A 14482-nucleotide genomic window follows, 5' to 3' on the forward strand; every position below is an offset into this window, starting at 1 on the left:
CTGGTGGACGCGTCGCTGGTCGTCTGGCTCACGCGTCCATGGTCCCAGGCCGCTCCGGCGCGGGCCCGGCGGGAGGGGCCCCGCGGACCCCGGCGACCGGTGCGGCTGCGAGAGCGGTCTGGGCGAGGAGCCGCGCCGCGGCCCGGCGGCCGGACGCGACGCACGCGGGGACGCCGACGCCCTCGTACGCCGAGCCCGCGACGGCCAGCCCGGGGCGGGCGGCCACGTCGGCGAGCGCGCGGGCGACGAGGTCGAGGTGGCCGGGGCCGTACTGCGGCAGCCCGTCCCGCCAGCGCACGACGCGGCCGCCCAGCACCGGCAACGCCGGGGAGCCGGGCCCGCCGAGCAGCTCGCCCAGCTCGGCGGCCGACGCGCGGAGCAGGTCCGCGTCCTCCCGGTCGAGGACGGCCTCCTCCCCCGCTCGCCCCATGGACGCGCGCAGCACGGCCGGCGGGGCCTCCTCGTCCCGCCCGGACGTCCTCCCCGCGGCCGCGGAGCGGGCGAGCCAGCGCCACTTCACGCTCGAGAACGTCGAGGCCTTGACGAGGCGGCCGTCCACGGGCGGCACGAGGAGCCCGGAGCGTCCCGCCCCCGCGAGCACCCGCCCCGGGACGACGAGCGTGGCGATGGCGCTGCTGGCGGTCTTGACCTGCGCGAGCGCCGCGGCGGCGACGGGCGCCGCCCCCCGCAGCAGCCGGGCGGCCGCGGGCGCGGGCAGCGCGACGACGACGGCGCTCGCCACCACCGGTCCGGCGGGGGTGCCGACGACCCAGCGGCCGCCCGACCCGGACAGGGGCGCGGACGGCCCGGAGGCCGGCCCGGACGACGGCGTGGGCAGCGGCTCGAGCGAGGTGGCGGGCGTCCCGAGGCTCACCTCGACGCCCTCGCGGACGAGCTGGGCGGCGACCTCCTCGGCGAGCCGGGCGACACCGCCCCGCACCCCCGCGAAGACGGGTCCGGCCGCCGGGGCGCCCGCGGTGGTCGGGGCGCCCGCCGGCGCCGTCGCCGCCCCGCCGGCGCTCCCTCCGCTCGCCGCCGCCCCGGGACGCAGGAGCGGCTCGCCGCGGACGGCGACGTCCCACAGCGCCGGGACGGTGGCGCGCAGCGACAGGGCGCTCGCGCTGCCGGCGTAGACGCCGCCGAGCAGCGGCTCGACGAGGCGGTCGACGACGGCGCGCCCCACGCGCCCCGCGACCCACGAGGCCACGTCGACGTCGTCGGCGGGGAGCGGGGCCACGCGCTCCTCGGCGGCCACGCGGGCGACCTCGGCCGGCGTCAGCAGCCCCGCCAGGTGGGCGGTCGAGCGCGGCACGCCCATCGTCGTGCCGGGCGGCAGGTCGTGCAGGCGCCCCCGCGAGGCCACGGCCGCGGGCACGGCCTCCGGGTGCTCGACCTCGCCCGCGAGGCCGAGCTCGTCCAGCAGCGCGACGGCCTCGGGGCGCCGGGCGAGCAGCGACTCGGGCCCGAGGTCGACGACGAGCGGCTCCGCCCGGCCGGGCACCTCCACCGGGCCACGGGACATGACGCCGCCGACGCGCTCCGCGGCCTCGAGCACGAGCACCTGAGCGCCCCCGCGGCGCAGCTCGCGGGCCGCCACGAGACCGCTGATGCCGGCCCCCACCACGACGACCGGGGCGACGTCCGGGCCGTGACCGCCCACCCCGTGACCGCCTGCGGGCACGGCGCCGCTCAGCGGGTCGTCGTCTCGTGCACGAGGTCGACGACCCGCGCGAGCACGTCGGGGTCCGTCGACGGCAAGACCCCGTGGCCGAGGTTGAAGACGTGGCCCGGGGCGGCCCGCCCCGCCTCGAGGACCTCGAGCACGCGCTCGCGCACCACGGGCCACGGGGCGAAGAGGGCGGCGGGGTCGAGGTTGCCCTGGAGGGGCACCGGTCGGCCGACGGCGGCGGCCGTCCGTCGGGCGGCCTCGTCGAGCGGGACGCGGAAGTCGACGCCGACGACCTCGGGCCCCGCCTCGGCCATGGCGCCGAGGAGCTCGCCCGTCCCGGTGCCGAAGTGGATGCGGGGCACGCCGAGGTCGGCCACGCCGTCGAGCACCGCCGTCGAGTGCGGGAGGACGTAGCGCCGGTAGTCGGCGAGCGGCAGGGCGCCGACCCAGGAGTCGAAGAGCTGCACGGCCCGGGCGCCGGCCTCGACCTGCACGCGCAGGAACGTCGTCGTCAGCGCGGCGAGCCGCTCCATGAGCGCGTGCCACAGGCCTGGGTCGCCGTACATCATCGCCTTCGTGGCCTCGTGGTGGCGGCTCGGGCCGCCCTCGACGAGGTAGCTGGCGAGGGTGAAGGGGGCGCCCGCGAAGCCGAGCAGCGGCACGTCGCCGAGCTCGGGCACGAGCATCCGCACCGCCTCGTCGACGAAGCCGACCTGCGCGGGGTCGAGGACGGGCAGGGCGTCGACGTCGGCGGCCGTCCGCACGGAGGCGGCGATGACGGGACCGGTGCCGGGGACGATGTCGAGGTCGACGCCCGCGGCCGCCAGCGGCACGACGATGTCGCTGTAGAGGACGGCTGCGTCGACGCCGTAGCGGCGCACCGGCTGCAGCGTGATCTCGGTGACGAGCTCGGGGGTGCGGCAGGCCTCGAGCATCGCCGTGCCCGCCCGCGCGGCCCGGTACTCGGGCAGGGAGCGGCCCGCCTGGCGCATGAACCACACCGGGGTCCGCGAGCCCCGCCGTCCCGCGGCGGCTGCGGCGAAGGGCCCCTCAGCCGCGGCAGCGGCGGAGGGCCCTCCCGCCGCGACGGCCGCGGTGACGTCGGCACCGGCCCGGCCGGTCCCCCCCGCGTCGGCGGCGGCGTCGGCGGGGGCGGAGGTGCGGGTGGTGTCGGGCACCCGCCGATGGTCCCACGGTGTGCTCACCGGCGTGGCGGGGCCGCGGGTCCGCCCCCGTCCGCCCGCAGCGGCCTACCGTGCGGCGCGTGGACGGGCACGGGAGCAGGCAGGGCGGGCGCGGCACCGCCGGCGCCGGCAGCGGCTCCGTCGTCGAGCGCTGCACGGCCAGCCTGCGCGCCGCCCGCCCCCGCCCGGAGGTGCGGCTGGCCGAGGTGCCCGCCCCCGCCCGGGTGGCGCCCTTCGCCGTCGCGCTGTCGGCCGACGTCGCCCGCGCCGGCGACGACGAGGACCTCGCCACGGGCCGGTTCGTGCTGCTGCACGACCCCGCCGGCCAGGAGGCCTGGGAGGGCGACCTGCGCGTCGTCACCTTCGCCCGGGCCGAGCTCGACCCCGAGACCGGCGCCGACCCGCTGCTCGGGGACGTCGGCTGGTCCTGGTTCGTCGACGCGCTCGCCGAGGGTGGCGTCGAGCACGCCGCCGCCGGGGGCACCGTGACGCGGGTCCTGTCCGACAGCTACGGCAGCCTCGCCGAGCGCGAGCCGACCGTCGAGCTCGAGGTCCGCGCCTCCTGGTCCCCGCTCGGCGGGCCGGACGCGGTCGGCGACCACCTGCGCGCGTGGGCCGACCACCTGCTCTGCACGGTGGCCGGCCTGCCGCCGCTGCCCGCGGGCGTCACCGCCCTCCCCCGCCGCGCCCGCTGACGGACCGCCGCACGGGCACCGCCCCGCACCGACGAGCCCCGCACCGACGAGCCCCGCGCCGACGGGGCCGCCGACGAGGAGGCCCGCGCCGACGGGCCCGTACCGCCAGGACCCGTGCAGCACACCCCCGACGACCGCTCAAGCGGCCGGACGGGTGTGCCGATGGGACTCCTGACAGCGCCCATGGAGGGGCGCTGCGAAGGGAGCCCTCGTGTCCGCCGTCCTGCCGCCCACCGCACGGCCCGCCGCGCCGACCGCCGTCCGCACCGGCGCCCGCCCGGCCGCGCCCGCGGTCGCCCGCATCCCGAGCCAGCAGCCCCGCACGCGCGAGGGCCTCGCCGGCGAGCGGGGCACCGCCCTCGTCGCGCTGTCCTCGTCGTCGCTGCGCCGGGCCGCCGTCCGCGTGCTGCGCGCCCTCGGCGCCCGCGAGGTCCTGGCCGCTCCCGACGCGGCCGCCGCCCGCACCCTCGCCACCCGCCGCACCGGCGCCGTGGCCGTCGTCCAGCCGTCCTTCGGGGGCGGGACCGGTCTCGGCCTCGTCCGCGAGACCGCCGCGGGCGGGTGGGCGACGACCGTCGTCGTCGACCACCGCCGCGAGGGCGCCGACGCCGCCGCCGCCGCGGGCGCCGCCCTGGCCGCGGGCGCCCGCTGCTACCTCGTCGTCGACCCGGTCGACGAGGACGGCGGCCCCCTGCGCCCGGTGCGCCGCCTCGACGCCGTGCCGCCCACGGGCGCGTGGGAGGACCTCTCCGAGCGCGAGGTCCAGGTCATCTCCCTCGTCGCCGAGGGCCGCTCGAACCGCGACGTCGGCGAGGCGCTCGGCCTGTCCGCCCTCACGGTCAAGAGCCACCTCGCCCGGATCGCCCGCAAGCTGCGCACCGGCGACCGCGCCGAGATGGTCGCCATCACCCTGCGGGCGGGCCTCGTCAGCTGACCGCCCGACCCGGCCGCGCGCCCCGACGGCCCCGACGACGCGCCTCCGCCGCCGCGCACCCGCACCGGGTGCGCGGCGGTCGCGCGACCGGGCCGGGAGGGCGACCGCCGCGCCCGCCCGCACCGACCCCGGCGCCGACATCGGCACCGACGTCAGCACCTCCCCCTCCACCGAGCGGGGCACCGCGGCGGACGGGCCTACGGTGGCCCCATGACCGACGGCCAGCCCCGCACGGCGGCGGCGGCGCCGCCCGGCCCCGCCGCCGCCCCCGGGAGCGGTGACGCCTCGACGGCTTCCGAGGACGCCGCGCCGGCGCTGCCGGTGCTCACCGAGCCCGCCGAGGGCGTCCCGGAGGTCGTGGCCGACCCCGCGGCCCTCGCCGACGCCGCGGAGCGCCTCGCCGCGGGCACCGGTCCCCTGGCCGTCGACGCCGAGCGGGCCTCGGGCTACCGCTACGGCCAGCGCGCCTTCCTCGTCCAGCTGCGCCGGGCGGGCACGGGCACGCTGCTCGTCGACCCCGACGCGCTGCCCGACCTGTCCGTCCTCGCCGACGCCGCCGGCGACGCCGAGTGGGTGCTCCACGCCGCCGGGCAGGACCTGCCGTGCCTCGCCGACGTCGGGATGCGCCCGGGCGGCGACCTCGTCGACACCGAGCTCGGCGCCCGTCTCGCCGGCTTCCCCCGCGTGGGCCTCGCGGCGGTCCTCCAGCGCCTCCTCGGCGTCGACCTGGCCAAGGAGCACTCGGCGGTCGACTGGTCCACGCGCCCGCTGCCCGAGCCGTGGCTGCGGTATGCGGCCCTCGACGTCGAGCTGCTCCTGCCGCTGCGGGACGCGCTCCTCGCCGTGCTCGACGAGCAGGGCAAGCTCGACTGGGCCCGGCAGGAGTTCGCCGCGGTCCGCGACGCGCCGCCCGCCCCGCCGCGCACGGACCCCTGGCGCCGCACCTCGGGGCTGCACGCCGTCCGCTCCCGGCGCCAGCTCGCCGTCGTCCGCGAGCTGTGGGAGGAGCGCGAGCGCATCGCCCAGCGCCGCGACGTCTCCCCCGGCCGCGTGCTGCCCGACCGCGCCGTCGTCGCGGCCGCGACGGCGATGCCGACCTCCCCGGCGGCGCTGGCCGCCCTGCCCGTCTTCTCGGGCCCGGCCAACCGGCGGCGCGCGGCCACCTGGCTCGAGGCGGTGCGCCGCGGCCAGGCGCTGCCCGAGCGCGACCTGCCCCCCACCTCCACGCCGTCCATCGGGCCCCCGCCCCCGCGCTCGTGGAAGGACAAGGACCCGGCCGCCGCGGCGCGCCTGGCCGCGGCGCGCGACGTCGTCGCCGCCCGGTCCGAGGAGCTGGACGTCCCCGTCGAGAACCTCCTGCAGCCGGACCTGCTGCGGCGCACCTGCTGGGAGCCGCCCTCCCCGCTCGACGAGGCCGGCCTGCGCCGCGCCCTGGCCGCGGGCGGCGCCCGCCCGTGGCAGGTCGACCTCCTGGCGCCGGACCTGGCCGCGGCGATGCGCCCGGAGACCGGGAGAACAGGCGCCGGGAGCGGGGCGGCTCAGCCGTAGGGGTCCTCCCCCAGGGGCGAGTCGGAGTGGAAGTCCCCCAGCTCGCTCCCGCTCGTCTCGACGCCCTGCCCGGGGCCGTCTCCGTAGAGCCCGTCGCGGTCGTCGGCCGCCTCGAGGGTGCCCTGCTGCGGCCCGTCGCCGTAGAAGCCGGTGTCCGGGACCGCCTCCGGCTCCGTCGTCTCGCCGTGCATCTCGCTCATCGACCCTGTCCCTCCTGCGGTCCTCCTCCGCCGGCAGCGGCTGCTGCGGGGCTCGCCGTCCGTGCCGCCCGGCGCCCGACCGCGGCGCCGGCGTCCGCCGCGGGCCGAGCGGGGCGGCGCGTGGGGTCGGCGGCGGCCCGCTCCACGCCGAGCCGGTCGACGGCGGCGGGGTCCTCCACCCGGCGCGCGAGGTGCGCCAGGGCCTGGACGGGGGTGCGACCGAGCGCGGTCGCCGCGGAGACCAGCGGTCCCCGGTCGGCCGGCACGCCCGCGAGCACCCGCCACGCGCTGTCGGCCGCGTAGGTCGAGGTCGCCGCCAGCCGCTCCCACTCCGCCCGCGCCGGCTCGTCCGGACGCAGCCCGAGCACCTCCTCGAGCCAGGGGCCCCGCGCGGCCGCGGACAGCGCCTCCGCCGTGGTGCCGTCGGCCGGGCGGAGCACCTTGGCCGCGACGCCGTGCGCCCACGCCCGGGAGGCCCACCGCGCCGGCACGGGGGCGGCCGGCTCGCCCCGCAGGCCGGCGAGCACCCCGGCCGCCACGCCGGTGGCCACCTCCTCGGGCGGGGCGGCGCCCAGCACCGAGCGCCGGGCGCGCACGCACGACCACGCCAGCCCGGCGACGGCCGCCTCGCCGGCCGCGCCGCGCCACCCGGCCACCAGGGCCTCGCGCGCCGCGGGCACGAGCCGCGGCGGCACCAGCCCCGTCAGCGCCGCCACGGTCCACGTGTCGACGAGCAGGCCCAGCAGCGGCTCGGCCGCCACCTGCGCCCCCCGCGCGACGTCCCGCTGGCGCAGCGCCCCCGGCGCGCGGACGGGGCCGTACCAGGCGGGCAGAGGCCCCACGAGCGGCGCCGGGTCCGCCGGCGGGGGCCCTCCCTCCTCGGGGGCGAGGGGGACGTCGACGAGCACGGGGGCGTCGCAGGAGGACGTGTGGACGGCGAAGCGCCCGGGGGGCAGGGAGACCACGTGGGCGGACTGCTCCTCGTCCATGCCGGTGGCGCGGCCGACGACCTCGCGGTCGTCGGCCGCCGGCGTGCGGCCGGAGATCTTCACGGCGGTGTTCTTCACCACCTCGGGCGCGAGCGAGGTCGGCACCTGCTCGGCCACGACGAGGCCGACGCCGTAGGCGCGCACCTCGGCGAGCAGGTCGGTGAAGGCCCCGACGGCCCGGGCGGCCGCGGGCGAGAGCCGCGCGGGGTCGCGCAGCAGGCGGTGGGCCTCCTCGACGACCACCACCCCGCGCAGCTCCCCCGGCCGGGGGTCGTCCCGGTGGCGCACGCGCACGGCCTCCGCCAGGCGCGCGAGGAAGAGGCCCATGAAGAGGGCGCGGTCGGCGTCGGCCCCGAGGTCCTGCAGCTCGAGGACGACGTTGCGCCGCAGCACCTGCCGCAGGTCCAGCGGGTAGCCGCTGCTGAAGGCGGCCCGCCGAGTGCCGGTGGTGAGGGCGCCCAGGCGCATGTCGACGAAGCCGTGCACGTTGCTCGCGACCTCGCGGCCGTAGCCCTTCTCGTCGACGACCCGGTGGCAGGCGGCCACCAGCTCCTCCACGCCCGGGTGCGCGTGGACGACGCCGTCGCGCGCCCACGGCCCCGCGGGCTCGGAGAGGCCGGGCTCCCACCCGGCCTCCCGCACGCAGCGGTCGGCCGCTTGGACGAGGACCTCGGGGAAGGGCGACTCGGCGTCGAAGGCGGCGACCATGACGTCGACCGCGACGTCGAGGTGGGCCTGCTGGAGGTGCCCCGGCTCGGGCTCCAGGGGGTTGATCGACACGGGCGTGGCGCCGGCGTCACCGGGGCGCACGACGTGGACGGCCCGCAGCGACTCGTCCGGCAGGTCCCCGGCCGCCGCCAGGCGCGCGGCCATGCCCGTCGCGTACTCGGCCTTGGCCGGCTCCAGCACGGTCCAGGGCACCCCCCGCCGGGTGAGCTCGGTGAGCAGGTGGCGCACCGTCCGGCTCTTCCCGGCGCCCGTCGACCCGTGGACGAAGGTGTGGCGGGCGAGCTCGCCGAAGGGCACCTCGAGGTCGCCCACCGGGGAGCCCGAGGCGTCGACGACGGCCCCCAGCGGCAGGGACGGCCCGCGCACCGCGGCTGGCCACGCGACGTCGAAGGGGTTGGCCGCGCGCACCTCCACCCCGGGCACCTCCACGACCGGGGGGCGGCAGAGGGCGGCGAGCGCGGGCGTGCCGGCGACGAAGGGCGACGCCGGGGCGTGCGCCGAGGCCGCGTCGACCGGGGACGCGAGGACGTCGGGCAGCCGCCCCGTCGGCCCCGTCGGCGCGGCGAGGTAGCGCACCCCCGCCCCGGCGCCGGAGGCCGCCGCCGCCCAGAGCCCGGCGACGCGGCGCAGAGCCGCCTCGTCCTGCGCGCCGACCAGCACGTGGACCCGCCACAGGCCCGACGCGCGCGCCGCCGTCCTCTCCGCCAGCTGGGCGCGGGCCACGGCGCCCAGCAGGTCGGCACCGGCGCGACGCTCCCCGCGGGCACTGGCGTCGAGGGCCTCGGCCGCGGAGGCCACCTCGGCCTCCACCGCGTCGTCGCCGAGGGGCACGCCGACGACGACGACCGTGGCGGCGTGGTCGACGAGGTGCCCGAGGGCCTCCTCCAGGAGCGGCTCCGCGTCCCCGCGGCCGGGGCCGTCCTCGGCGCGGGGGCGCTCGACGTCGACCACCGCGCCCACCCGGACCCAGCACGGCTGGTCGGCCGCCGCGACGACGGCGGCCAGGGGCGCGGCGCCGCACGAGCGCGTCCCCGGGGGCCACTGCACGTGGTGGCCCCGGGCGTCCGCGCGGGCGGCCGGGAAGCCGCGCGTCCCGCCCACCCACACCCGGAAGGGGCCGTGGGCCGCGCGGTGCCACACCGACGTCACCCGGGCGCCCGCCTGCCAGGCGGTCGCGAGCGACCGCGCGACGGCGTCCGCCGCCGCCCGCCCGTCCCGGCGGACGACGCCGACCACCTCGTGCAGCACCGCCTCCTCGCCCGCGGGGGCGAGCACCCGTCGCCAGTCGTCCTCAGCCGCAGCGGGTCCCGCGCTCACGGCGGTGCTCACACGGGCTCCGCCGGGCGTGACGACGCCTCGGGCTCCCCCTCGGCGGGGAGGGACGCTCGCCTCGCCGGGGCGAAGAGCGACGGGGGCACCGGCTGGTCGGCGTAGAGGTCCAGGACGCCGGTGGTGCCGTCGCGCTTCACGAGCATCGTGTACGGAGGCAGGGCGTTGAGGCGCTCCAGCACCGCGAGGCTGTCGTAGGAGCGCGACCGCGTCGTGCCGTCCGACGTCCCGCGCGAGGTCCCCGTCCCCTCGCTCTCCGACCACGACTCGCCGTCGGTCTCCGACCACCCCTGCGACCGCGAGCTGCCGCGCTGACGGGAGCGGGAGTCGGCGAAGAAGAGCCCGAGCCCGTTCTCGACCATCGTCTCGTGCTGCGAGGTCCCGCCGCTCCGGCTGCTGGACCGCGAGCGCCCGCTGGCGGTCGTGCGCTGCTCGGTCTGGGCCTGGGAGATGGTGCTCGTCACCGACGTCTCCCGCTCCGTCCACTCCTTGCCGAAGAGGTCGGCCAGCCGCTCGGCGGCCTGGGCGCCGTGCCCGCCGAAGGCGGCCAGGGTGGCGCGCCCGCGCAGCATCGGCTCGAGCACCTCGTCGAGCTCGGCCGCGCACAGGCGCAGCGGCGCGTCGACGGCGCTCGTGACGTCCGCCAGCCGCCGCAGCTCCTCCAGCGCCAGCCGCTCCGCGCCCACGACGACGAGGCCGCCGGGGGCCAGTCCGCGCCGGACGGCCTCGCCCGCCGCCGCCAGCGCCGCGGCCCTCCGGACGGCGAGCGGCCGGCGCGCGAGGACGGGCGGCACGGTGACGAGCACGGACCCCTCGCGGCGCAGCAGCGCCCCGCGTACCTCCGGGCCCTGCCACCGCCCGGACGGCCCGTGCCCCGCGGCCTCCTCGCCGGCGAGGGACCGCAGCGCCAGGCGCAGCGCGGACCACGTGGGGTGCGCCTGCTCGGTCTCGCGCCGCGTGAAGAGGTCGGCCACCGCCGGGCGGGGGCCCGGGGCGTGGTGGGGGGCGGGGTCGGCGTCGGACAACGGCTGCGGCGCCGCGCCCGCCCCCGGGTCGCCGAAGTCGTCGTGCGAGGTGGTCGGGGCGACCGGCGACGCGGTCGGGCCCCCACCGTCCACGGGCGCCCCGAGGAGCTCCTCGAGCGCGCTCCGGACGCCGTCCACCGTCGGTGCGCCCCCGTGGCGGCGGAGGTGGCCGACGAGCACCCGCAGGGTGTGCTCGGCGGTGCCCGCGTCGCCGGGTCCGAGCGCCGGCGCGGACGCGGCCGTCAGCGCCTCCACCAGCTCCTCGTCCTCGTCCGCCGCCCCCTCGACGAGGGCGACGGCGTCCGCCCCGCCGGCGAGGTCGAGGTCGAGCAGCGGGCGGCCGCGGGCCGCCGCCTCGGCCCGGGTGCGGTCGAGCGCGCCGGCCCCCTCGAGGTCGAGCACCCAGACGTCCTGCCCGCGCAGGCAGGCCGCGGCGACGAGGTGGTGGACGACGTCGCCGCGCTCGCGCGGGGCGCCGCCCAGGACGACGGTGCGGCCCGGCGGGGGCAGGACGGGACGCAGGGGCTCGAAGTCCTCGAGGCGCCGCGCGTGCAGGGCGCAGCGCTCCTCGTGGTCGCGGTCGAGGCGCACGTGCTCCTCCCGCACCTGGGCCGCGAGCGCCGAGGCGCGGCGCCGTGCGTCGGCGCGGCGCTCCCGCTCGTCGAGCCAGGACCGCAGGAGGGGGGCGGGCCACCGCTCGAGGTGCGCCGGCGCACCGCGCGCACCGCCGCGCAGGACGAGGGGGCGCCGCAGCAGGCCGAGCACCCCCGCGGCCAGCGGGACGAGGGGGAAGACCGCCGCGCTGGCCCACTGCAGCCAGGGGTCGTCGCCGGGCACGCCGCCCAGCGCCCTCAGCAGGACGACGACGAGGAGGGCGAGGCCGCCCGCGAGGAGCACGGCCACGACGGCGGTGCCGAGCAGCCGTCCGATCCCGGCGGCACGCCCCGCCGGCCGCCGTCGGGCGTGGACGGCGGGGGCGGCGAGCAGCGGGGACACCAGGCACAGCAGGAGCAGGACGGTCGGCCAGCCCTCCAGCTCCGCCGGGGTCGGGTCGGTCCCGAGGAGGGCGAGGGCCACGACGAGCGCCAGGAGCAGCAGGCCACCCGCCCCCGCCGCCACCAGGGCGGCCAGGGCCGGGCGGCGCACGGCGCGCAGCCGGCCGGCCGCGTCCGCCTCGACCGCCGCCAGGTGCGCGAGGTCGGCGTCGGCCCGCTCCTGCAGCTGCCGGTGGGCGTGGTCCGGCAGCGGCGGGGGCGTCGGCGGCGGGACGACCTCCACGCCCAGCAGCTCGCGGCGCCAGCCCAGCGCGCCGAGGGTCTCGGGGCCGACGGGCGGCAGGAGGGGCGTGTCCGCGCTGGTGACCATCGCGATCTCCGGGGGGTCGTCGACGAGGTGGCGGCACGCTAGCCACCTGTCGGCGCCCTGTGAAGGCCCCGGGACGCCCTCGGCCGGCGCCGGGCGACGCCCTCAGGCGACGGCGCTCACGGCTCCCGGCGGGCCGTCCGCTCCGCCGGGGCCCCGCTGCGGGGACGCCCCGTCGCGCCGCCGTCCTCGGCCTCGGCGTCGCCGTCGCCGTCGCCGTCGCCGTCGAGGGCGGCCACCCGCCCGAGCACGTCGCGGGCGACGTCCTGGGCGGTGATGCCCAGCTCCTCGAGGACCTGCGCCCGCTCGGCGTGGTCGACGAAGGCGACCGGCACGCCGACGCAGCGGACGTCGACCCGCACGCCCGCGTCGGCCAGCTCGTCGCGCAGCCGCGAGCCGACGCCCCCGGTGCGCAGCCCGTCCTCGACGACGACGACGAGGCGGTGCGCCGCGCACGCCTCCAGCAGCGCGGGGTGCACGGGCAGGACCCAGCGCGGGTCGACGACGGTCGAGGACACGCCCTGGGCGTCGAGGCGACGTCCGACGTCCAGGCCGAGCCCCGCGAGGGCGCCGACGGCGACGACGAGGACGTCCGCCCCGCCGTGGCCACGGCGGGCGCCGCTGCGCGCCAGCACTTCCGGGGCGCCCCACGCCCCCGTCGCGCCGAGGCGCTCGAGGGCCGGGACGTCCTCCGGCGCGGAGCCCTTGGGGAAGCGCACGACCGTGGGCGCGTCGTCGACGGCGACGGCCTCGCGCAGCTCCTCGCGCAGCGTCGCCCCGTCGCGCGGCGCCGCCAGGCGCAGGCCCGGGACGTGCTGCAGGAGCGCCATGTCCCACATGCCGTGGTGGCTGGGCCCGTCCGGCCCGGTGATCCCGGCGCGGTCGAGGACGAAGGTCACCCCGGCCCGGTGCAGGGCGACGTCGAGGAGCACCTGGTCGAAGGCCCGGTTGAGGAAGGTCGCGTACACCGCGACGACCGGGTGCAGGCCGGTGAAGGCCATGCCGGCCGCCGAGGTCGTCGCGTGCTGCTCGGCGATGCCGACGTCGACGACCCGGTCGGGCATCGCCTCGGCCATCTTGTGGAGGCCCACGGGGATGAGCATCGCGGCGGTGACGCCCACGACGTCGTCCCGCTCCCGCGCCACCTCGAGCACCTCGTCGGCGAACACCGACGTCCAGGAGGCCCGCTTCGGCGCACCGCCGGCGGGCACCGGCGCCCCCGTCACCGGGTCGATGACCCCGACCGCGTGGAACTGGTCGGCCGCGTCGGCGAGCGCGGGGGCGTACCCCTGGCCCTTGTTCGTCAGCGCGTGGACGATGACCGGCCCGCCGAAGTCCTTGGCGGCCGCGAGCGCCCGCTCGAGCGCCTCGAGGTCGTGGCCGTCGACCGGGCCGAGGTACTTCAGGCCAAGGTCCTCGAACATCCCCTGGGGGGCGACGATGTCCTTGAGGCCCTTCTTGACCCCGTGGAGGGTGTCGTAGGCGAGGCGGCCCGGGGTCCCTCCCCGGCGCAGCGCCTGCTTGCCCCACCCGAGGAAGCGCTCGTAGCCGCGCGTCGCCCGCAGCGTCGAGAGGTGGTGCGCCAGACCGCCGATGGTCGGCGCGTAGCTGCGCTCGTTGTCGTTGACGACGATGACGAGGGGGCGGTCCTGCGCCGCGGCGATGTTGTTGAGGGCCTCCCAGGCCATGCCCCCCGTGAGCGCCCCGTCGCCCACGACGGCGACCGTGAGCCGTCCGGGCTCGCCGGTGAGCGCCCGCCCGCGGGCGATGCCGTCGGCCCACGACAGCGACGTGCTGGCGTGGGAGTTCTCGACGACGTCGTGGGCCGACTCGGCGCGGCTGGGGTAGCCGGCCACGCCGCCGCGCGTCCGCAGCGTCGACAGGTCCTGGCGGCCCGTCAGCAGCTTGTGCACGTAGGACTGGTGCCCGGTGTCGAAGACGACCGTGTCGGAGGGCGAGTCGAAGACCCGGTGGACCGCGATGGTCAGCTCGACGACGCCGAGGTTCGGCCCGAGGTGGCCGCCGGTGCGGGCCACCGACTCGACGAGGTGGACGCGCACCTCCTCGGCCAGGCGGCGCAGCTCGTCGGGGCCGAGGGCGCGCAGGTCCTGCGGGCCGCGGACGCGCGGGAGCACCGGCGCGGGCCCCGTCGGCACCACCGCGGACCCGGTCCGCCGCCCCGGCGCCCCCTCGGCCGGGTCGTCCGACGTCCCGCCGACCGGTCCGGCCGCCTCCGCGCTCGACACCGCGCACCACCTCGTCTCCGCGCCCCGGGCGCCCGCCCGGGGGCTGCCACTGTAGGTCGCCGACCGGGGCCGACCCCAGCGCACCCGTCCGCCGCCGGGCGCGTCCGGCCCGGTGCACGGGTCTAGAGCACCGGCACGACGGACGCCCCGCCCAGCGCCTGCTCGACGAGGACCGCGCCGCGCTCGACGTCCAGGAGCCGCAGCCGCTCCGCCTCGAGCGCCTCCAGGGCCTCGTCGACGACGCGCGGGCCGACGGCGCCGGACAGGTCGGCCCGCAGCGTCGCGACGGCCCGGCGGAGCCCGTCGAGCTGCGCCGCGGCGTGCAGGACGGCCAGGCGCGCGAGGACCCGGGGCTGGCGGGCGAGGACGGGGTGCCCCCGGTAGTCCGGCGGGCAGGCGTCGAGCAGCCAGGCCGCGGCCCGCCGCTCCCAGCCGGGGGCGCCCGGCGGCGGCACCTCCGCCGGCCACCCCGCCGGGGCGCCGCCCCCGCCGGCCCGCAGGCGCACCGGCGGCCTCGGGGGGCGGCCCCGGCCGGGACGCTCCGCGCCGCCGGCCCCACCGCCGCGCGACGC

The 14482-nt window shown here is 80.1% G+C and carries 10 protein-coding genes; 3 read left to right on the forward strand and 7 right to left on the reverse strand.

All coding sequences use genetic code 11. From position 1 onward, the window contains the following. Positions 1 to 28 precede the first annotated feature (28 nt). Together hemG and hemE are read right to left on the reverse strand one after the other, a co-directional pair. Complete coding sequence (gene hemG, locus Q0789_RS06320) at positions 29 to 1681, reverse strand: protoporphyrinogen oxidase (RefSeq protein ID WP_298803243.1); 1653 nt, start codon at positions 1679 to 1681, stop codon at positions 29 to 31. An 8-nt stretch (positions 1682 to 1689) separates the two neighbouring features. Further along, the gene (gene hemE / locus Q0789_RS06325; protein ID WP_298803245.1) at positions 1690 to 2847 is read right to left on the reverse strand and encodes a uroporphyrinogen decarboxylase; all 1158 of its coding nucleotides are present in this window, start codon (positions 2845 to 2847) and stop codon (positions 1690 to 1692) included. A gap of 86 nt (positions 2848 to 2933) precedes the next feature. On the opposite strand from hemE, the gene Q0789_RS06330 reads away from it, so the two are divergent. The 3 genes from Q0789_RS06330 to Q0789_RS06340 all read left to right on the forward strand — a co-directional run bounded on the left by Q0789_RS06330 (position 2934) and on the right by Q0789_RS06340 (position 6030). Next, complete coding sequence (locus tag Q0789_RS06330; RefSeq protein WP_298803247.1) at positions 2934 to 3548, forward strand: DUF3000 domain-containing protein; 615 nt, start codon at positions 2934 to 2936, stop codon at positions 3546 to 3548. A 211-nt stretch (positions 3549 to 3759) separates the two neighbouring features. Further along, complete coding sequence (locus Q0789_RS06335; protein ID WP_298803249.1) at positions 3760 to 4482, forward strand: response regulator transcription factor; 723 nt, start codon at positions 3760 to 3762, stop codon at positions 4480 to 4482. A 210-nt stretch (positions 4483 to 4692) separates the two neighbouring features. Further along, positions 4693 to 6030, forward strand: coding sequence for an HRDC domain-containing protein (locus Q0789_RS06340; RefSeq protein ID WP_298803251.1), 1338 nt, complete (start codon positions 4693 to 4695; stop codon positions 6028 to 6030). Here Q0789_RS06340 and Q0789_RS06345 read toward each other — a convergent pair. The 5 genes from Q0789_RS06345 to Q0789_RS06365 form a co-directional block, all read right to left on the reverse strand. Further along, on the reverse strand, positions 6021 to 6230 hold the full coding sequence (locus tag Q0789_RS06345; protein WP_298803253.1) for a hypothetical protein: 210 nt from the start codon (positions 6228 to 6230) through the stop codon (positions 6021 to 6023). The two genes, Q0789_RS06340 and Q0789_RS06345, sit on opposite strands and share 10 nt — an antisense overlap. Continuing rightward, positions 6227 to 9265 carry a DUF87 domain-containing protein gene (locus Q0789_RS06350; protein ID WP_298803257.1) on the reverse strand — a complete coding sequence of 1013 codons (3039 nt, stop codon included), beginning with the start codon at positions 9263 to 9265 and terminating at the stop codon, positions 6227 to 6229. The genes Q0789_RS06345 and Q0789_RS06350 overlap by 4 nt, the downstream gene beginning before the upstream one ends. Positions 9266 to 9273: 8 nt before the next feature. Next, positions 9274 to 11667: a hypothetical protein gene (locus Q0789_RS06355; protein ID WP_298803259.1), complete on the reverse strand. Its 2394-nt coding sequence runs from the start codon at positions 11665 to 11667 to the stop codon at positions 9274 to 9276. A 116-nt stretch (positions 11668 to 11783) separates the two neighbouring features. Beyond that, entirely contained in the window at positions 11784 to 13820 is a 2037-nt protein-coding gene (dxs, locus tag Q0789_RS06360) for a 1-deoxy-D-xylulose-5-phosphate synthase (protein ID WP_366917666.1), read from the reverse strand. A 212-nt stretch (positions 13821 to 14032) separates the two neighbouring features. Further along, on the reverse strand, positions 14033 to 14416 hold the full coding sequence (locus Q0789_RS06365; protein WP_298803264.1) for a hypothetical protein: 384 nt from the start codon (positions 14414 to 14416) through the stop codon (positions 14033 to 14035). Positions 14417 to 14482 lie beyond the last annotated feature (66 nt).

The sequence above is a fragment of the uncultured Pseudokineococcus sp. genome (assembly GCF_947499845.1).
GTDB lineage: Bacteria > Actinomycetota > Actinomycetes > Actinomycetales > Quadrisphaeraceae > Pseudokineococcus.